Annotated in this window: 17 protein-coding genes; 2 read left to right on the forward strand and 15 right to left on the reverse strand. The window is 59.1% G+C overall.

The window, feature by feature from the left end; translation table 11 throughout:
- Nucleotides 1–124: 124 nt before the first annotated feature.
- The 3 genes from WCA10_RS01795 to WCA10_RS01805 all read right to left on the reverse strand — a co-directional run bounded on the left by WCA10_RS01795 (nucleotide 125) and on the right by WCA10_RS01805 (nucleotide 3800).
- The gene (locus tag WCA10_RS01795; protein ID WP_472820766.1) at nucleotides 125–2680 is read right to left on the reverse strand and encodes an ABC transporter permease; all 2556 of its coding nucleotides are present in this window, start codon (nucleotides 2678–2680) and stop codon (nucleotides 125–127) included.
- A gap of 224 nt (nucleotides 2681–2904) precedes the next feature.
- Nucleotides 2905–3237, reverse strand: a complete 333-nt coding sequence (locus WCA10_RS01800; RefSeq protein WP_472820767.1) for a hypothetical protein — start codon at nucleotides 3235–3237, stop codon at nucleotides 2905–2907.
- A gap of 8 nt (nucleotides 3238–3245) precedes the next feature.
- A complete protein-coding gene (locus tag WCA10_RS01805; RefSeq protein ID WP_472820768.1) occupies nucleotides 3246–3800 on the reverse strand; it encodes an RNA polymerase sigma factor in 555 nt (184 codons plus the stop codon).
- A 477-nt stretch (nucleotides 3801–4277) separates the two neighbouring features.
- On the opposite strand from WCA10_RS01805, the gene WCA10_RS01810 reads away from it, so the two are divergent.
- A complete protein-coding gene (locus tag WCA10_RS01810; protein ID WP_472820769.1) occupies nucleotides 4278–4505 on the forward strand; it encodes a hypothetical protein in 228 nt (75 codons plus the stop codon).
- A gap of 54 nt (nucleotides 4506–4559) precedes the next feature.
- On the opposite strand, the gene WCA10_RS01815 is transcribed toward WCA10_RS01810, so the two are convergent.
- The 11 genes from WCA10_RS01815 to WCA10_RS01865 all read right to left on the reverse strand — a co-directional run bounded on the left by WCA10_RS01815 (nucleotide 4560) and on the right by WCA10_RS01865 (nucleotide 15156).
- Nucleotides 4560–5432, reverse strand: a complete 873-nt coding sequence (locus WCA10_RS01815; protein WP_472820770.1) for a uracil-DNA glycosylase — start codon at nucleotides 5430–5432, stop codon at nucleotides 4560–4562.
- A 5-nt stretch (nucleotides 5433–5437) separates the two neighbouring features.
- Nucleotides 5438–6736, reverse strand: coding sequence for a bifunctional phosphopantothenoylcysteine decarboxylase/phosphopantothenate--cysteine ligase CoaBC (gene coaBC / locus WCA10_RS01820; protein ID WP_472820771.1), 1299 nt, complete (start codon nucleotides 6734–6736; stop codon nucleotides 5438–5440).
- Nucleotides 6737–6865: 129 nt separating this feature from the next.
- Nucleotides 6866–7090: a DNA-directed RNA polymerase subunit omega gene (gene rpoZ / locus WCA10_RS01825; protein ID WP_472820772.1), complete on the reverse strand. Its 225-nt coding sequence runs from the start codon at nucleotides 7088–7090 to the stop codon at nucleotides 6866–6868.
- Nucleotides 7080–7850 carry a guanylate kinase gene (gmk, locus tag WCA10_RS01830; protein ID WP_472820773.1) on the reverse strand — a complete coding sequence of 257 codons (771 nt, stop codon included), beginning with the start codon at nucleotides 7848–7850 and terminating at the stop codon, nucleotides 7080–7082. Before gmk ends, rpoZ begins: the two co-directional genes overlap by 11 nt.
- An 18-nt stretch (nucleotides 7851–7868) precedes the next feature.
- Nucleotides 7869–8768: a YicC/YloC family endoribonuclease gene (locus WCA10_RS01835; RefSeq protein WP_472820774.1), complete on the reverse strand. Its 900-nt coding sequence runs from the start codon at nucleotides 8766–8768 to the stop codon at nucleotides 7869–7871.
- Between the two features lie 2 nt (nucleotides 8769–8770).
- On the reverse strand, nucleotides 8771–10678 hold the full coding sequence (locus tag WCA10_RS01840; protein ID WP_472820775.1) for an ABC transporter ATP-binding protein: 1908 nt from the start codon (nucleotides 10676–10678) through the stop codon (nucleotides 8771–8773).
- A gap of 115 nt (nucleotides 10679–10793) precedes the next feature.
- Entirely contained in the window at nucleotides 10794–12995 is a 2202-nt protein-coding gene (locus tag WCA10_RS01845) for an alpha-ketoacid dehydrogenase subunit alpha/beta (RefSeq protein ID WP_472820776.1), read from the reverse strand.
- Nucleotides 12996–13070: 75 nt separating this feature from the next.
- Entirely contained in the window at nucleotides 13071–13511 is a 441-nt protein-coding gene (locus WCA10_RS01850; protein WP_472820777.1) for a hypothetical protein, read from the reverse strand.
- 20 nt (nucleotides 13512–13531) lie between these two features.
- Nucleotides 13532–14032: a hypothetical protein gene (locus tag WCA10_RS01855; protein ID WP_472820778.1), complete on the reverse strand. Its 501-nt coding sequence runs from the start codon at nucleotides 14030–14032 to the stop codon at nucleotides 13532–13534.
- A 62-nt stretch (nucleotides 14033–14094) separates the two neighbouring features.
- Nucleotides 14095–14595, reverse strand: a complete 501-nt coding sequence (locus WCA10_RS01860) for a hypothetical protein (RefSeq protein WP_472820779.1) — start codon at nucleotides 14593–14595, stop codon at nucleotides 14095–14097.
- Between the two features lie 45 nt (nucleotides 14596–14640).
- Nucleotides 14641–15156 carry a hypothetical protein gene (locus WCA10_RS01865; protein ID WP_472820780.1) on the reverse strand — a complete coding sequence of 172 codons (516 nt, stop codon included), beginning with the start codon at nucleotides 15154–15156 and terminating at the stop codon, nucleotides 14641–14643.
- A gap of 119 nt (nucleotides 15157–15275) precedes the next feature.
- Between WCA10_RS01865 and WCA10_RS01870 the strand changes: the two genes are divergently transcribed.
- Nucleotides 15276–16301: a mechanosensitive ion channel family protein gene (locus WCA10_RS01870; RefSeq protein WP_472820781.1), complete on the forward strand. Its 1026-nt coding sequence runs from the start codon at nucleotides 15276–15278 to the stop codon at nucleotides 16299–16301.
- A 278-nt stretch (nucleotides 16302–16579) separates the two neighbouring features.
- Here the strand turns inward: WCA10_RS01870 and WCA10_RS01875 are convergent, their stop codons facing one another.
- Nucleotides 16580–18733: a thioredoxin domain-containing protein gene (locus WCA10_RS01875; RefSeq protein ID WP_472820782.1), complete on the reverse strand. Its 2154-nt coding sequence runs from the start codon at nucleotides 18731–18733 to the stop codon at nucleotides 16580–16582.
- Nucleotides 18734–18929: the final 196 nt, after the last annotated feature.

Raw genomic sequence — 18929 nt, forward strand, 5'->3', positions numbered from 1 at the left:
CACCGGGGCCGGGGTTCCTGCGGAGGGAACCAGGTTCGCGGGGTGGAGAGCCCGCCTGAGCGCAATTGAAGGTTCTCGATTCTCAGACCTTGCAAAACGGACTACATCGGGAGAAGCACATCCCCTACTCGGCCCGCAGTGCGCGCACCGGATTAATGCTGGCTGCGCGACGCGCGGGCACCAGGCTCGCCACAAGCGCGCACAGTGCCAGCGCTGCCACCGATCCGCACAGTGCCACCGCATCCCATCCCTTTACTTCATAGAGTTGCGAGGCGATCAGACGCGCGCAACCGATCGACGCCGGAATACCGATCACCAGTCCGATCAGGATCTGCGTGAAGGCGCCGCGCAGAACCATGGCCACTACCTGCTTGCGATCCGCACCCAGCGCAATCCGCAGGCCAATCTCGCCCGTGCGACGCTCCACGCCGTAAGCGGTCACGCCATACAATCCGACTGCTGCCAGGACCAATGCAAGAATGCCGAATAGGCCTGTCAATTGCGAAACCGAGCGCTTCTGATCCATCCGGTCGGCCACCTGTTGCTCCATGGTGCGTATACTCACCAGAGTCAAATTCGAATCCACCTCGGCAAACGCCCTCCGCACCTGCGGTTCCAGCCCCTGCATGCTGCCGTGCATTTCCAGCACCACGCTTTCAATAAGGTGCGAGCGCTCTTCAATCATTTGCGCCATCGTCGTGTTGAAATGCGCGCGCTGCGCCAACGGCACAAAGAGCAGCGGCATCCTCCAGTGTCCGCTTGGATCGGTATAGTTCGCCGTTCGCACTACACCCACAATCTCGTACATTCCGCTGTACACCGCATCGTTCATGCCGAAATGCGTGCCAATCGGCTCTTCGCCCGGCTTGAAGAATTTCTTTACAAACGCTTCATCTACAACTGCAATGTTTGGTGTCGAGGCCGTGTCCTGCTCTGAAATGCTGCGTCCACGCACAATGCGCTGCCCCATCATCTCCAGGTATCCGGCGCTCACCCGATCCCACGATGACCCGTTATCCGCATTCACATCGATCGGGCCCTGCCCTTGTCGCGCGACCATAGCATCCCAGTTATTTGTGAACGGCGTATACATGGCCAGCGCCGCACCCTGCACGCCAGGAATCCGTTTCAGCCGCTCCTGCAGCGCGCGATACGTAGCATTCAGCTTCTCGGGCGAATAGGACGAGAATGGCGCATTCACGCGAAGGCTCACGCGGTGGTCGGTCTCAAATCCGAAGTTCTGGTGCTCCATCTTCACCAGGCTGCGCGTCAACAGACCCGCGACCGTCAACAACACCACCGACAGGCTAGCTTGTACGACCACCAGCGTCTTCTGTGGGAGTGCCCTGCTGTCCCGTGTGCTGCGCCCTGCACCGTGCAAAACAACTGCCGGATTGGTCCGAGCCGCGAACCACGCCGGCGCCGTGCCAAAAAGCAACCCGGTTACAAGCGCCACGGCGAAAGCAAATCCCAGCACCGCCAGAGACGGGGTCGCATCAAGGGGTACATAGTGCGCAGAGTGAAACGCCAGCGCCACAATCACCTTCACACCCGCAAACGCAATAAAGATCCCTGCGATGCCCCCCAGCACTGCCAGCACCACGCTCTCTGTCAGCGACTGCCTCACCAGCCGCCTCTTCGTCGCACCCATCGCCAGCCGTACCGCGGCCTGCGTTCCGCGTGCCGAACCTCGTGCCAGTAACAGGTTCGCCAGGTTCGCGCATGCAATCAGCAACACCAATCCGCACACCACCATGAGAATCCGCAGGCTGCTCTCGTAACCCGCCTTCATCTCGGCCACGCCGCCGCCCGCCGGAATTACATTTACCACTTCCGTGGGCAGTACCTTCTTGAGTTGATCCAGATATTGCGGATACTCTGCACCGAGTTCGCTCACCAGCCAATCGCGCGTCATGGTCGTAAACCGCGCGGCCATTCCATCTGTCTTTGCGCCCTGCCGCAGCCGGCCAATCACACGTAGCCACGCGAGCGGCGCCTTCAGCACCGTGTTCTGCCCCGCAAGGACTGGCTCTTGTTGCAACGGCACAAAGAGTTCCGGAGGATCGCTGCGAAGCGTTTCACCGTAGAACCCCGGCGGTGTTACGCCGACGATTGTGAAAGGATGGCCGTCAAGCAGGAAGGTCGCGCCCACCATCTTCGGATCTGATCCGTATTCCTGCTGCCACACGCGATGACTCATCATCGCGGCCGGCGCCGCTGCCGGCTGATCGTCTGCCGGCGCAAGGTTGCGCCCGACATAGGCTTTCAAGCCGAGAGTCGCAAAATAATTGCCGGAAACATACTCGCTGCGCAATGGCTTGGCAGGATCGTTGTTTTCGGCGCGGCGCACGCTGAAATCCGAGTGCCATGCCTCGAACGCTGCCGACTGCTCAAATTCAGGCGCATTCGCAGCGATGCGCTGGTACAACGTGTACGGAAAGATTCCCCACTCCTTCTGAGGTCCAATCTGGCCGCAACAGTTCATTCCCGAGCCAACCCGATAGAGGCGCGATGGATCTGCCACCGGCAGCGACTTCAGCATGACACTGTCAATCAAAGAGAAGATCGCCGTCGTCGCCCCGATCCCCAAGGCCAGGGTCAGCATCGCCGTCAACGTGAATACAGGCGACAAACGCATCAGCCGCAACGCATAGAGAACATCCTGACGCAACGTACGCATCGCAACCCTCTCACGACCTCTGCGCGGGGAATTGCAATGAATATACGCTCACGGAAACGAGGAAGTTCGCAGTCATGAAATGATCGGAATTGTCACAATCTTTAGTGACTCACGATCCTTCAGCGAACAAAGCAGGCCGCCGTTTTTCATCCGATCAACTTCCTTTCGTTTATCGAAAGCGGAATCGTCTCCGGGGATGGCTTCTGGCGGCCCGACGATCACTATCAGGCCGGCTCCTTGCTCTCTCCCGATCCTGCCGAAAAACCGCCGCACCGCGCGGCCCAGCCTTGGCGCAGCCTTTCACGCTCCTCGGGACTCATCTTTTCCCACTTTTCCCTGCGACGCCGCGATCCGCGATTACCTCCGCCGGAGCCCCAGTTTCCGAAGAGGATACGGCACAGAAGCATCAGGCCAAGCGCCTGCCAGAAGCTAATGAAATGCCAGCCGAAGAGCGGCGGCAGCAGCCAGTTCCACAGATGCATCACCAGTTCGCCAAACAACCACACAAACAGCACAATCGCCGGCGGAGCGATCAGCGCGATCCATATCTTCTTCATAACGTTCCTCATTTCTGCAGAAACTCATCGTGAACGGTCTGCAATCGCTTGCGCAGGTGCAGCACAGCGTAACGTTTGCGCGAGAGCAGCGTGTTCACGCTCACGCCGCTCTCCGCTGACAAATCCTTGAAAGTTCGCCCTTCGAGTTCATGGGAAACAAAGACTTCGCGCTGTTTGGCCGGCAATTCCTCGAGCGCACGTTGCAACTCGTCCAGCACAAACCTGCGTATGTACTGCGCTTCGGGCCCCGCATCGGGCGAGGGCAGAAGGTCTTCGACGTCAAGCATCGTTCCGTCTTCGTCCTCGTGGAGTACATCGCTGAAAGCCTCCGGCCGCTTCTTCCGAAAGAAGTCGGTGATGCGATTGCGCGCTACGCGGAACAACCAGCCGGTCACAAAGTCAATCGGCATCAGCAGGCGATACGCTTCGACCAGCTCCGCAAAAACATCCTGTAGCAGGTCCTCGGCATCCGCGTCGTTCGCAACCCGGCGGCGAATGAAGCTGCGCAGCCGGGGCCGTTCCTCGGCAACGACCTTCGCGATTTGTCGGTCTTGCTCGATCATCGCGATCATGCTCGACGGCCCCCCATCTACTCAACCAGACGAATGAGAGCTGCAAATATTGTAGTGACGGGCCCTGAGGAGTCTAAGCCAGTGAATGACCAGGGGGTACAACAAGGGCACAAGCGTGATTTAGATTGGCCATTCCATCTCAATGATGCAACCTTTCGGGCATTACCTCGTGCAAACGGGTGATGGCAATCGTCCTTGCGTGGCGCCATCCTTGTCCTGTTCCGCGCTGAATGCGAAGAAAGTGAGACGAATCATGTTCGGTTTGGTAATGGTGTTCGTCCTCGTGCTCATAACGGTCGCACCACCGTTTGCGGTTATTGCCACGGAGAAAGCTAAATCCCGCCGCAGATAGCTTTACGGACCGAGGATTCACTTTGGTACCGGGCGCAGCGATCGGGCCTAATCGGTTGAACAAAATCCGGATTTTGGCCGATCAGTAGAGTGACCGCGAACCGCCGGAGGTTTCACGTGAAAAGGTCCACGATAGCCGGAATTGCCAGCGCCGTTCTGCTTGCATGCGTCTTTGTCCCGCCCTATCGCGAATGGCGCGCGCCCATCAGCTTCGCCTGCGCCGTGCTGTCCTTCGTTCTGGGCGCACTGGCCGCCACCAGCGGAAGGAAATGGTGGCTCGTCATCCCGGCATCCATCATCGCCGGATTTGCACTCGATCTCTACGTGGTCATCTACGTACTGTAGCCAGCATCATCGCGGTACCCAGCAACTAAGAACTCTGAACTCAGAACCGTGAACTCAACCCTGCGGGTTACGCGCCTTCAGTCCAAGTTCGCGCATGGCGATTTGCAGGTCGGCCCATGCTTCCTTCTTCTGACGCGGATCTCGGAGAAGGAATGCTGGATGGTAAGTCACGATGAGTTTGCTCCCGCGGAACGAGTGAATCCGCCCGCGAAGCCCGGCTAGAGGCTGCCGTTGGCCCAGAAGATAGGTAGCCGCCGTGGCTCCGAGCGCAACAATCACCTCGGGCCGCACCACATCGATCTGGCGGAAAAGGAACGGCGAGCATGTATTGGCCTCATCGGGTTCAGGCGTGCGATTTTGCGGCGGCCGGCACTTGACCACGTTGGCGATATAGATTTCCTCCCGCTTGAGCCCCATCGCCGCAATCATGTTGTTCAGCAACTGCCCGGCGCGGCCCACGAAAGGTAGCCCTTGGGCATCTTCATCCGCGCCCGGTCCCTCACCCACAAACATCAGGCGCGCGTTGGGGTCGCCGTCGGCAAAGACAATTTTGTTACGGCCCTTGTGAAGCGCACATCGGGTGCAGTCACCGATATCTTCGCGAACAAGTTGAAGTGCGGACGCCCTGTCTGAGCGCGCGACCTCCGGTGCGACCGCTGGCAGGGCTTGCATAGGCTTGCGGGGCGAAATGAGCGTTTCCTCCTGGGAATTCTGTTCGTTGGCCTGATGCGCTTCCTGCCTCTCATTGAACAAACGCCTCAGGGGAGAGTCAGTCTCAATGTGGGCGCTAACGGCGGGTTCAGATGCCGCGATGATCGTATGCGATGGGTCCACGATACGGCGATAGAAATCGGTCAGCCCGAGCTCGCGGTAGAATCGCAGGCGCGCTTCGAGCGCATCACGGATTGCGGGGTCGAGTGAGTCCAATGCGGCTACTCCACGATGATCCGGCGGCGTGTGGTGGTCGGCGCAACAGACTCAATGAGGACTTTTTCCTGCGGCGTTCCCTCGTCGACCTCAAACACCAGTGGCGGCGGGCGGCGCAGCGCGGATATCTCATCGAGGATGCGGTCTGCGAGCTTGCGTTTGGTCATCTCGGGCATTTCGATCGACGTCGACGCAGTCAGAAAAGTGGCGGCGTTGCGGTCGGAATCAATGCCGACTCCTTCGCGCGAGACATCGTTGACGACCATTGCGTCAGCGCCTTTGCGCAGCAGTTTGGCGCGGCCGTTCTCCATCGAGTTCTGGGTTTCGGCGGCGAATCCGATGATGAGCTGGCCTGGCCGGCGCTGTTTGGTCACCTCGACCAGAATGTCTTCCGTCGGTGCAAGTTCAAGCGTCATCGGCCCTGAGCGCTTGAGTTTCTGCTCAGAGACGCTGACCGGCCGATAATCGGCAACGGCAGCTGACTTGATGACGAGGGTGGCTTCGACCATGCGGCTGAGCACTGCTTGACGCATCTCCTCGGCGGTCGTGACATGAACCACTTCGCACCGCGCCGGCGGATGCAAAGCGGTCGGCCCGCTCACCAGGATCACCTTCGCCCCTCGGCTCTGCGCAGCATCCGCCAGCGCATATCCCATCTTGCCGCTCGAGCGGTTACCAATGTAGCGAACGGGATCAAGCGCCTCGCGCGTTCCCCCGGCCGTCACCAGCACCGTTTCGCCGGCAAGGTCATTGCGACGTCCCATCGACTGGAACACAATATCTGCAATCGCTTCTGGCTCGGCCATGCGTCCCGCGCCAATCATCCCGCAGGCCAGGTCTCCTGTGCCGGGTTCGATGACGCGAACGCCGCGCTGGCGAAGGATGTCTACATTCGCCTGCACCGCAAGATGCTGCCACATGTTTACGTTCATTGCCGGAGCAACTAGAACAGTGGCCCGCGTGGCGAGGTACATGGTGGTCAGAAAATCGTTGGCGATCCCATGCGCAAACTTGGCAAGAATATCGGCAGTGGCGGGTGCAACCACCAATGCTTCGGTCCACTGCGCCTCCCCAATGTGCTCTATCGATGACTCATACGTGGCCTCGTGGCTGTCGGAGTCGTCCCACAGGTCACTGACCACCTTGTGGCCTGTGAGCGCAGAGAAGGTGAGTGGTTGCACAAAGCGCGTTGCCGCCTCGGTCATCACCACGTGCACTTCCATGCCACGTCGCTGCAGCGCGCGTACCAGTTCCGCTGCCTTGTATGCCGCAATGCCGCCAGAGACGCCGACCGTTACCCGCATACTCTCGATTGTAGTCCGATTCGTTTTAGCATGGTGGTAGACGCCCTCATGCAACCGTAAGACGCACCTTTGCCGAGAGATGGCACGAAGGCGCGAACCTGATGCGCAGCCGAACGAATTGCTCCGTGACTAAAGGATCGGAATCCCGTTCTCCGCAACGAGCGGCTTCACAACAGGCTGTTCCTTCTTGACGTAAGAGATCTTGCCCGCGTCGATTTCATCCTGCGCGATGCGGCATGCCTTGGTCGAACGGCTCGCAACCAGTGCTGCGGAACCGTTTTGGATCTGACGTGCGCGACGGGCCGCCACAAGTACCTTGCGGTAATTTGAGTCGAAGCTGGTTTCAATCGTCATCGGTATCCTCTCCAAAGGGAAGTTGTTGCTGGCTGGAACCACCTTCGATGCCGAAGGCTTCCAGCACAGGTTTAAGCCGCTCCCGCGAGTTTGACTGTCGACAGGCCGCGGCGACCTCCAGCACCCTGCTCGAACGATAAGCGATAGGCTCGGCATTGCGATAGTATCGCTCCGCCAGAACAATGGCCTCAAGTTGCGCAACCGCCCGGTCAAGGATGTCGTTGATGAGAATATAGCTGTAATCGCGATAATTCTCAATTTCCTTGCTGGCCTCGCTCAACCGTCGGTACAGTTCCGCTTCATTTACAACGCCTTCGGCCCGGCTGCGATTGCGCAATCGCGTGCGAAGCACTTTGGGTGCGGGAGGCAGCACAAAGATACTTACGGCCTCCGGCATCGCGCCTCGCACCTGTGCCGCGCCCTGCACATCGATGTCCAACAGCAGATCATGGCCCTGGCGGCGTGCTTCGTCCAGCGAGCCGCGCGCGGTGCCATAGTAGTTGCCAAACACCTCGGCATGCTCCAGAAACTTGCCCTCGGCGATCATGCGCTCGAACTCATCGCGGCTGGTGAAGTAATATTCGCGCCCGTGCTCCTCCGATCCGCGCGGAGGCCGCGTTGTCCACGAGATGGAAAAATCAACACCGCTGACCTGCTTGCGGAGTTCGCTTACGAGGGTGCTCTTGCCCGAGCCCGATGGCGCGGAGATGATGAAGAGAATTCCTGCCACGTGCGATGGTCCCTTTCGTCCTTCTGTCAACTGCGTTTTCTTGAACGGCTACTCCGCGTTCTGAACCTGCTCGCGGGCTTTCTCGATATCGGCTTTCATCGCCAGGCCGAGTTCTGTAATGCGCGTGCCCTGGCCGCCGACCCCCCCTGTCTTCGAGAGCAGCGTGTTGGCCTCGCGATTCATCTCCTGCAGCAAAAAGTCCAGCTTCTTTCCTACGTCGCCTCCCGCGGTCAGCAGTTCGCGGAAGTGGCCGATATGCGTAACCATGCGCTCCAGTTCTTCCGAGATGTCGCTGTGGTCCACCAGCACCGCCACCTCTTCCAGCAGTCGCTGCCGGTTGAACTCGTTTCCCGTCGCCGCGATCAGCCGTTGCGTCAATCGTTCCTGGTACCGCTGCTCCACCTCGGGGCGCAACGCGGCCACGCCTCCCACTGCTTCGGCCAGTCGAGCTAGGCATGTGCGCAGAATTCCCTCGAGCGATTCGCCCTCGCGGGATCGCATCACCTTCAATTCTTCAAGCAGAGGTCCGATCTCGCGCACGACGCTTTCGGTCAAAGCCGCAACGTCTTCTTCCGAGTTATTGCGGGTCTCGGATTGCAGGGCCCCCGGCATGCGCAGGGCCACGTTCAAATCCGGCTCGCCCTTGATGCGGAATTCCGTTCGTGCCTGCTTGAACGCTTCGATATACCCGGCGACCATTTCGCGGTTATAACCCGCCTTCTGCTGTACCGATCGATCGACCGAGAGGGTCAATTCCACGTGTCCGCGAATCAGATTTTCCTTGAGCACGCGGCGCAGTTCCATCTCCAGCGCATCAAACCCGGCGGGCAGCCGCAACTGAATATCGAGAAAGCGATGATTTACGCTCTTTACGCTTAGTGTGTAGGCAAGCTGGTCAAGTACGCGCACCTGGGTGCGGGCAAATCCGGTCATCGAGTAAATAGGCATCTCTACTTTTCCTCTACCTCGGCCCATAGCGTCGGCTGCAGAAGCCGATCGAGGGCCCGTGATTCCGCATCAGGTGTATCTTCTTGCTCCGGAATATCCATGAATTGCAATTGATAAAGTCTCTGGTACGTCGGGGATGTGGTCAGCAACTCTTCATGCGAGCCGATCGCGGTAATGCGGCCCCGCTCCAGCACCGCGATGCGATTGGCGCGGCGAATGGTGCCGAGCCGATGCGCGATGACCAGAACAGTACGGTTCTGCATCAGGTTTGACAGCGCGGCTTGCACCAGTGATTCGCTCTCCGCATCGAGCGCCGAAGTCGCCTCGTCAAGAATCAGAATCGGCGCATTCTTCAGGATGGCGCGCGCAATGGCCAGGCGCTGCTTTTCGCCGCCCGAGAGTCGGAAGCCCTTCTCCCCGATCACGGTCGCGTAGCCCTGCGGCATGCGCATGATGAAGTCGTGTGCCAGCGCATTACGCGCAGCCTGCTCCACCAGTTCGTTCTTCACATCGGGCTGGCCGTATGCGATGTTGTTGCGCACCGTGTCGTTAAAGAGAATTGTTTCCTGCGAAACCTGCGCCACCTGCCGGCGCAGCGAACTCAAGGTCATCTCGCGAATGTCGCGACCGTCAATGAGAATTCGTCCCGACGTCACATCGAAGAATCGCGGAATCAGATTAACAAGCGTCGACTTCCCGGCTCCGCTGGGACCTACAAGCGCCAGCAGTTCCCCGGAGCAGACCTTCAGGTCGACGTTATGCAGGATTTGCTCTTCGCCTTTCTCGGTGGAGTAGGAGAAGCCAACATTGTCAAACCGGATCGAGTTCGAAAACTGCGGCATCGCCGCCGCATGCGGCCGCTCCTTCACGTCGTCCTTGGTATCAAAGAAACCAAAGATCGAAGACGAGGCTCCCATCGCTTGCTGGAAGCTGTTGTAGAACGAGGCAAATTTGCGGACCGGATCGTAAAGTTTAAATAGAGCAATGATGAATGTAATGAAAACTTCCGCTGTCATTCGGCCATGCAGAATCTCGTTGCGGCCGATCCAAAGCAAAAAAGCAATTGCAACTGAGCCAATCGTATCCATCAGCGGCGAACTGATGGATTGAATACGCACGCTACGCAGATTTGCGCGAAAGAGGCGCTTCGCGGCACGCTTGAACCGCAGAACTTCCCAAAGTTCCGTGTTGAAAGCCTTCACGATACGATTGCCTGTGATGGTCTCGTGAAGGATGTTCTGAATTTCAGCCAGCTTATCCTGCCCGCTGCGAGTACGGGTACGAACCGAGCGGCCAATTCGGCGCGATGAGGTGATCACCACAGGCACGAACAGAAGCAGCGCCCAGCTCAGCCGGCCTCCGAGAACAATTACCAGCGCAACAGTGGCAATAAAGGTGAAAAACTGCTGGAGGAATTCGCCGAGAACCTGGCTGACCGCGGTCTGCACACGGTCCACATCATTGATGAGCGTGGAAAGAATCGTACCCGTGGGGTGTCGATGATAGAAGCTCGAAGATCGACGGATGATGACTTCGTAAAGACGATTGCGTAGGTCCGTCACCATGCCGAACCCGGCATAGTTCACCAGGTAAGTACCGAGGTAGTCGCAGATGCCTTTGATGATCGTGGAGCCAACCAGTGCCAGAGCGACAATATTCAAAACGTTGTGAATATGTACGCCGGGCGGGATGATGCGGTGCATATCGAACTGCCAATGCAGCGGCGCAGTCGGAAAAAGAACCAGTGAGTTGTCGGAAGACTGTGGCCTGAGTACTACACCGAGGATGGGAACAAAGAGAGCCATCCTGAGAGCGTCGAGCAGGCCCACGGCGGCCAGCAAAATCACTCCCGGTACCCATTGCACCGTGTAGGGTAATCCGAAGCGAAGAAGGCGGAAATACTTCTTCATTCCGGCTCGCCCGCCGGCCGGCGATAGCGGCGCCGGCAATCATCTGAATGGGTGCCCATCCAAGTATTGTATCTGGGCGAAGCTGGAGCCTGCCTGCCTCACCGGTGGCAGGAAATCAATACGAATGCAGTTCCTGAATGGCCTTGAGAACCGTCTCCGGCTGGGGCAGAATCGCGTCTTCAAGCACCGGCTGGTACGCCACAAAGGTGTCCATCGCACCAATGCGCTTCACCGGGGCATCCAGGTCGTCAAAGAGTTCATCGGCGATGCGAGCGGCAATCTCGGCGCCGTACCCCCAGCTCAACATATCCTCGTGGGCTACGATCACGCGGCTCGTCTTGCGGATCGAAGTCGCTATGGCCTCCCAGTCATACGGGCTCAACGTGCGCAAGTCAATCACCTCAACTTCAATGCCCTTCTCGCGACTGGCTGTCTGCGCAGCTTGCAGAGCGCGGGGAACCAGCGCCCCGTAGGTGATCAAGGTCATGTGCTGCCCGGGACGGACGACCTTTGCCTTCCCGAACGGAATCGCAAACTCCGGCCCAGGATACGGCGCGCGTCCATACGATTCGCGATAGAGCCTCTTGTGCTCGAGGAAAAGCACCGGGTCATCGCAGCGAATGGCCGTGCGCAGCAACCCGTTTGCGTCGAGCGCATTCGACGGAAACACGACGCGCAATCCCGGAATGTGCGTGAAGAAGCTCTCACCTGACTGGGAGTGGTAGATGGCGCCGCCCGTCAAGTATCCACCGATCGGCACGCGAATCACCGCCGGCGCAGCCCACGTCCCATTCGACCGCCAGCGCATCAGCGCCAGTTCGTTATGAATCTGGTGGATCGCAGGCCAGATGTAGTCAAAGAACTGAATCTCGACGACCGGCTTCATCCCGCGCACCGCATATCCCACGGCACGCCCCACAATGTTGGCCTCGGCCAATGGTGAATTGAACACGCGCTCCGAGCCAAACTCCTTCTGCAGACCCGAAGTGAGCTTGAAAACCCCACCCTTGCCCTTCACTTCGCTGAGCGCATCCTCACGACTGGCGTCTGCCACATCTTCGCCGTAAACAATGATCCGCGGATCTCGGCTCATCTCATCGTGAAGACAATAATTGATCAGGTCGGCCATGGTGCGCGGTCCGCTCCCTTTGGCGCTCGCGGACTTGCCAGGTCGGGTGCCTCCCGCCTGAACCGTCTCCGTAGCAAACTCCGCGCGCCTCGGATCGAAGTCTTCCGAATACACGTGGCGCGGAATGCTAGATAGCTCCGGCAGTGGTGCCTGCAATGCCCGCTCCGCAGCTTCTTCCGCTTCGTGCTCCGCTTCCTTCTCCAGCGCGTTTATCTGCTCTGCCGTTAGAATCCCTTCGCGCAGCAGCCGCATCTGCATCTTCGCAATTGGATCGCGCATGGCGTCCGCTTCACGCTCGGCAGCCGATCGGTAAAGCTTGTCATCGTCCGACTGCGAATGCGAATAGACGCGGATACAGTGCCCGTGAACGAAAGCTGGTCCATGCCCCGCCCTGCAGTATTCCGCCGCCGCCTGAAATGCCCGCAGGCTCGCCTCGGCGTCGGTGCCGTCAATCTCCGCAAAATGGAAATTCGGAAAATTGGCCACGAGACGCGAGATATTACCGCCCGCCGTATTCACTTCGACTGGAACGCTGATCGCATAGCCGTTATCTTCCACCATGAAGATCACAGGCAGCTTGCGATTCGAAGCCGTGTTCAGTGCCTCCCAGAATTCGCCCTGCGACGTCGAACCCTCTCCAATGCACGCCAGTACAACCTCGTCTCCGTGGAACTTCACGTCGCGAAAAGCGCGATAGTCTCCCTCCACCCTGGCGGCGGCATCCGGGTGGCGCGTGAAGTAGCGGCCGGCCTCGGCGCATCCCACCGCGTGCAGAATCTGCGTCGCCGTCGACGAGGACGTGCTCACAATGTTCAGCGGCTCGCTGCTCCAGTGCGTCGGCATCTGCCGTCCGCCGCTCGCTGGATCGGTGCCCGCTCCCACGGCCTGCAGAAACATCTCTGTCGGCGTAACCCCTAACGCCAGGCACAGTGTGCGGTCGCGATAGTAGGGAAAGAACCAGTCGTACCCGGCCTTCAGGGCCAGCGCCGCTCCCACCTGCAACGCCTCATGCCCGGCGGCAGACACCTGAAAGAATGTCTTCTGCTGTTTTTTGAGAAAGATCTCGCGGTCGTCGACCCGGCGCGACAGGTACATAAGCCGATAAATCTGAATCAGCTCTTCCGAGCCCAGGCGGCCTGTTGCATCACCTTTCATCGGCGCTTGAGCGCTGGAAACCGCAAGTCCCATCTGTCTCACTCCAAGGTTCAGGATCTTTCGAGCTTTTCGCGTGCATATATTTCTACCGAAAGATTGTAGCAACCGTTACTGTCGACCCGGACCACCCACTGGAATCGGCGACGGACGAAACATCGGACCACCTCCAAACGATTGAGCCATCTTGACTTTCACGTTATGGGCAAGCTTCTCGATCTCCGCAACTTTGCGCAGTTCCTGGGGCGTCAGTTCGTCCGTGGAGTTAGATGCGATCTCCGCATCAAGCTGGCGAGCCAGTTTAAGCAGCTTGTCGGTATCAGAAACCATGGACTTGTGGCGTTCGACATTCAGCGCGTGCAGACGCTGTTCGCCCCAAATTGGATTCGTTTCGATCGTCGGGTCCAGGTCGCTCCCTGGGCGGGTGCCAGGAAGGTTCCCCAGCGGGTTACTGCCCGAAGGCGCGTATTGCGCCCATCCCAGCAGGGCCACGGCAAAAACCACCACGGCAACTGCTGCGAATGCCGCGTTGCGTCCCGGCCTGACCTTCATCCCCTCGGGCCCCCTAGCCCTCAATCTGCGCTTACGGTCAACTTCATCTTCTCTTTCACATCGTTGGCCAGAAACTCGATTACCTCGGCCTCCCGCACCATGGTCGGCGTAAGCTCGCCATCGCCAAGACTCTCCATCTTGGCCTTCAGGTCCCGCGCCAGGATCAACAACTTGCCGGTTTCGTCGTCGATGACGCGCTTGCGCGCCGCGTTGGCCGCATCCTGATTCCGCCGTCTCACGTTCCGCTGCGCCAGGTCGTTCAATTCGTGGGGATCGAGTGTGCGGTTGGGTATCACGATCGGACGCGGCGCAACCTGCGCCGATCCCTGTTGGGGCGAACCTGCGAACGCAGGACAAGATGCCAAAGCGATATACCCCGCAACGATCGGCGCCTTCCAGTTCCGAATTCCATACCAGGCGAAGCCATGGCCATGCTTCGATCTGTCTTGATGGCACAGCTGAGTCTGCACGTTCGCCTTGCTTTCTTCTACCAGGAACCGCTGCTTGGGCAACCGATACACCCGTTATTATTCTCTCGATCCATGATGTGCGATTCCCGCCAACATCCACCGCAGGAGCCGCCTTAACTTGGCCTCGAACTCTGCTTCATCTTCTCTTTGACAGTCTTCGCCAGCTTTTCAATCGCATCTGCCTTGCGTATCACATTGAGTGACAACGTGTCCTTATTCGTCTTGTCCACCTCGGCCTTCAGTTCAACCGCCATCGCCAGCAGCTGCGTACTTTCGGCCGAGATCTGCTTGCGCCGCTGGCTATCCGCTGGAGGGTCGGGCTGCGGACTCGACGCCTTCGCTTGCGGGTTGGCCACCTCAGAGTTGGCTGGAGGATCAGCCAGCGGCTTGGCGTTGGCTGGCGGAGCGGCGTGGACCTGGGGAGTCGCGTCTGGCTGTGCTGCCGGGGCGACCGCAGGGTGCCGCTCCTGCCCCGCACACGTGAATGCCGCGGCAAACACCAGGCCTGCGCAAGCGCGTCTCCATCGGGGTCCGCCCGAGGGTTGCGGTTCCCCGGCTTTGAAACCGGTACAGTCCGCGGCCGGAAAAACGTTGCGCGATAAAACTGATCGCATCTGAACCTCCTGATCGAGGCACTTCTCTATTATGTGCCGCACCCATCACATCGTCTGCAAGCAAAAAAAGCTTGGGTCTCTTTCGGCCGGCTGAAGCGGTCCAAGTTCGGGGCTCATTTGCATCTTTTCCTTTACATCCCGCGCGAGCTTTTCAATCAATCTCACCTTGCTCACGGCAGCCGGCGAGCCATCCTCGTCTGGATTTCGAACCAGTTCGATCTTGAGAGCGATAGCTAATGAAAGCTGCCTCCTGGTGTCCTTCGCAATCTCTACGTCCCGCTGCCTGTTGAATCCTTCAATATTGATCCTGGGAGTATGTCCCGACGCGAGAATTTGTGCATTTGTCACGGAACCGCTGGTCGCCAGAGTCCAGTTTGCGGGCCCAGCAGCCATTAAATTCAGCAATGTTTCATGTGAACGTCCGGAGTTTGCCGCTCCAACAAGCAATAAAATCGCCATAAGGCAGCGGATTTTCACGGTTGAACGTCTGAGACGCGTTATATGGGAACAATTCAAGCCAGACCTGGCGGAAAGCGAAGAGTGCCCGTCGAGTGATTCCATACAGTTTCTCAGCCCAATTTCGATTCAATGCCGGCGTCGATCACAGCTTCTTGAGGGGCCCGGCGGGCGGGGCCAGCGCCCGATTCTGCAAAATATAGATACGAAAAAGGGGAGTTTGTATGCTTGCGTTTTTTCTCGAGCGAATCTCGGAAATCGCTCTGGCAGTGCGGTCCGGATGGTTTGCGGATGGCCGATTTCTGGGCAAGGTTCTCGATGAATGGATCTCCGACACCCAGGAGTTTATTCGTCTCAAGCTGCCTCACCTGGTCATTGCCGCGGCGATCGGCTTTGCCCTTTACCGGGTATTGAGCGTTATCACGAGCCGGATGATCCGCATCGCCGAATCGCACGCGGTCGCGCATGGCCGTATCGCGCAGGTCAGGACAATGGCAGGCGTGATTCGCGCCACCGGTGTCACCATCATCGCCGCAATCGTAACCATGCAATTCCTCGCAGCTATCGGCGTCAATCTTGCCCCGCTGCTGGCTTCGGCCGGGGTTGCGGGCGTCGCCATCGGCTTGGCAGCGCAGAACATCGTGCGCGACATGCTCAACGGAATCATGATTCTCCTCGAAGACCAGTTCAACGTAGGCGACACCATCCGGATCGCCGGTGTCTCGGGAGTCGTTGAATCCATGACTCTGCGCAAGACCACCCTGCGCGACGGCGACGGCACGCTCTATGTCATCCCAAATTCGCAGATCACGACCGTGGCCAACATGAGCGCCGACTACTCAGTTGCCACCATCAACATCAGCGTCGATTTCTCTGCAAACCCCGACAAGGTAACAGAACTGCTGAAAAGCATCGCCATGGATGTCCGCAACAGCGAAGACTTCAAAGATGTATTCATCGCAGATCCGCAGGTGCTTGGAGTCGATGCGGTGAAAGGATCGGAGCTGATCTTTCCCGTCGTATTCAAGACGCGCGCCACCCAGCAGTACGCCCCGGTACGCGAGTTCAAGCGCCGTGTCCGGCTCGCGCTCGAAGAAAACCACATGCTGCCGGGCGATCCCTATCGCGTTTACACTGGCAGTGCGGAAACCGCGCAGCGGCGCTCCGGAGCGTCCGGCGCACCAGAGCCGCCAAAACCTGACCCGACAACGATAAAGCCGCAGGAGTCCAATCCCTTCAGCGGTGAATGATGTCGCCGCTCAACAAGCCCTGTTTGAGGTCGTCCAGTTTTGAAATGGCACGACTTCAGTTGTGCCCAGGTCGATGAAAAACCCGCAGCTTTGAAAGGGCACGGATCGGGGTACCCTCTGGGTCGCGTGCCACAAGTCCAGCAACATGAGGATGGCTTTAGCGCCTGAGGGATGTTTTCAAGCTTCGTCAGCAGTCAGGGCACGGCTTCAGCCGTGCCCTGACATCCCAGAAATTGGTGGGCTTTGGCCCCTGAGTTTTTGACTTCTATCTCAGGCTGTTAGCCGATCGCTTCAAGCAGATTCTCCGCATCGGTCACCGGCGGCATACACGTCCGCCCGCGGCAAACCAGCGCCCAGGCTGCGCTGCCCTCTGGGCGGGTAACCTGCAGCACTGTCTCCGCCAGCGCTTCAGGAAGTCGGTCGGCAACCACCTGCTCGGGCGCCAAGCGGATCACGACCTTGTTCACTGCAAAGCGCGCCACTGCGGTGGTTTCAAGCTCGCCCGCTTCCGGGCCGCTGCCCACGATCACTACCTGCACCGGATCGAGTATCAATCGCTCCAGAGCAAGCCCATAGCCACCCGCGTAGAGGCCGAAATGTTCCACGATCCCGGCAAACGATTCAAGCGTATCCTCCGCGATCTCCCGGTATTTCTTGCGCGCGCTCAACTCCTCAAGACGCAGCAACACGGCGGCTGCGGTAGGATTACCTGCCGGCGTCGGTGAATCCTGCAATGGCTTTCGCCGCGCCGTCAGTGCACCCAGCGGTGCCCCATCCGTTCCGGCAGCGGAATCGAAAAAGGCGCCCGCGGTCCGGTCGTAGAATTTCGCAATCATTGCATCGGCGAGCTTCACGGCTGCCCGGTAGTAGCGCATGTCGCCGCTTGCGATCCAGCCATCGATACACGCATGCACCGTCATGGCGTAGTCGTCGAGTGTGCCCGCGACTCGCTCTGCGGGCACGAAGCCGTCCGATTCGCCATAGGCAATCACGTGCTGAAGCAACTCCGCGCCGTCCCACGCCTCCGAAAGCAGCCGATCGAGCGTGAGCAGCGCAAACGTGCGGGAAGACTCGGCTCGCAACGCCCGGCCCGCCTCCAGATACGCCGTCACCGCCATCGCATTCCAGCCGGTATACAGCGTTCTATCGATAAACGGCGTTGGGCGCTTGGCCCGCGCTGCCAGCAGCTTTCCTTGCGCTGAAGCGATCAGCCCGCGTGCTTCTTCCGCTGACTGGCCGCATTGAGCCGCCACTTCGTCGATTGTGAAGGTGCGATGGAGCACGTTCTTCGCCGGATTGTGATGCATGTCGCCGAGTTCGCCGATATCCCAATAGCGCGAAGCCACCGCAAGCTCATGGTCGTCGAGCATGGCACGCGCCTCGTCCAGCGTCCACGTAAAGTAATCTCCGTCGTCTTCCAGATTGATGTCCGCGTCCTGCGACGCGTAGAAGCCGCCGCGCGCGCGGTCCGTCATCACCGCGTCGAGCCACGCAACAATCTCTTCGGCGGTCCGGCGAAAATCATCCCGCACAAAACTCTGGTAGCCATGTATGTAATTACGCAGCAGCTCAGTATTGTCGTAGAGCATCTTTTCGAAGTGCGGCACCACCCAGCGCTCGTCCACGCTGTAGCGATGGAATCCGCCGGCAAGCTGGTCGTACACGCCGCCGCGCGCCATCTGCTCCAGCGTGACTGTGAAAGCCTGCTGCGCCTGCGTATCGCCTCGGTTGAGCGCCACCTCAAGAAGCAGATCCAGAATCGACGGGTGAGGAAACTTGGGCTGCGATCCAAACCCTCCGTTGCGCGGATCGAACTGCGCCACCGCCGACGCCGCGATCTTGTCGACCAGCGCCAGGCTCAGGTCTCCGCCACGCGACGAAAAGCTCTCGTTATGCTCGATGGCTGCCATCACACTCGCAGCAGACTCCAGTGCTTCCTCGCGCCGCTCCTGCCACACCTGCGACATCGTCAACAAGACGCGTCCAAAACCCGGCCGGCCATAGCGATCTTCGCGCGGAAAATACGTTCCACCGAAATAGGGCCGTCCGTCAGGCGTAAGAAAACCCGTCAGCGGCCATCCGCCTTGCTGACTGATGGCTGAAACCGCCGCCTGATACCGCGCATCCACGTCGGGACGCTCATCGCGGTCCACCTTCACGGCGACAAAATGATCGTTGATGATCCGGGCGATCTCCGGATCCTCGTAGGATTCGCGATCCATGACGTGGCACCAGTGGCACCACACCGCGCCAATGTCCAGAAGAATTGGCTTGTTCTCAGACTGCGCCCGCGCAAAGGCCGTTTCACCCCACGGGTACCAGTGCACTGGCTGATGCCGCGCAGAACGAAGGTAAGAGGAGGGCGCCGCTTCCAGTTGATTGGCGGCCGATGACGTCGATTTGTGGTCCACGGACATGGGCCGAGAATACACGGACAGAACCTCGTCCTGCCACTCCCCGGACCAACCCGCATCGCAGCTCTGCAGGCTTGCGTGCCGTCCGGTCGTTTCGGTAAAACACACAAACAACAGAGGCGAAGGGAAAGGCATCTAAATGCGTCAATAGTTGGAACTGTGTTCGCACGTCCCGGAAACCAATCCGGAGCGGATTCAGGACTCCTGCCCTTTT

The organism is Occallatibacter sp. (assembly GCF_049582745.1).
GTDB lineage: Bacteria > Acidobacteriota > Terriglobia > Terriglobales > Acidobacteriaceae > Telmatobacter.

Coding starts and splice junctions, on each gene's coding strand:
- WCA10_RS01800 (WP_472820767.1), bottom strand. CDS start 3,237: ATGAAGAAGATATGGATCGCGCTGATCGCTCCGCCGGCGATTGTGCTG.
- coaBC (WP_472820771.1), bottom strand. CDS start 6,736: ATGCGGGTAACGGTCGGCGTCTCTGGCGGCATTGCGGCATACAAGGCA.
- WCA10_RS01860 (WP_472820779.1), bottom strand. CDS start 14,595: ATGCGATCAGTTTTATCGCGCAACGTTTTTCCGGCCGCGGACTGTACC.
- WCA10_RS01835 (WP_472820774.1), bottom strand. CDS start 8,768: ATGCCTATTTACTCGATGACCGGATTTGCCCGCACCCAGGTGCGCGTA.
- WCA10_RS01850 (WP_472820777.1), bottom strand. CDS start 13,511: ATGAAGGTCAGGCCGGGACGCAACGCGGCATTCGCAGCAGTTGCCGTG.
- WCA10_RS01795 (WP_472820766.1), bottom strand. CDS start 2,680: ATGCGTACGTTGCGTCAGGATGTTCTCTATGCGTTGCGGCTGATGCGT.
- WCA10_RS01870 (WP_472820781.1), top strand. CDS start 15,276: ATGCTTGCGTTTTTTCTCGAGCGAATCTCGGAAATCGCTCTGGCAGTG.
- WCA10_RS01865 (WP_472820780.1), bottom strand. CDS start 15,156: ATGGAATCACTCGACGGGCACTCTTCGCTTTCCGCCAGGTCTGGCTTG.
- rpoZ (WP_472820772.1), bottom strand. CDS start 7,090: ATGACGATTGAAACCAGCTTCGACTCAAATTACCGCAAGGTACTTGTG.
- WCA10_RS01840 (WP_472820775.1), bottom strand. CDS start 10,678: ATGAAGAAGTATTTCCGCCTTCTTCGCTTCGGATTACCCTACACGGTG.
- WCA10_RS01805 (WP_472820768.1), bottom strand. CDS start 3,800: ATGATCGAGCAAGACCGACAAATCGCGAAGGTCGTTGCCGAGGAACGG.
- WCA10_RS01845 (WP_472820776.1), bottom strand. CDS start 12,995: ATGGGACTTGCGGTTTCCAGCGCTCAAGCGCCGATGAAAGGTGATGCA.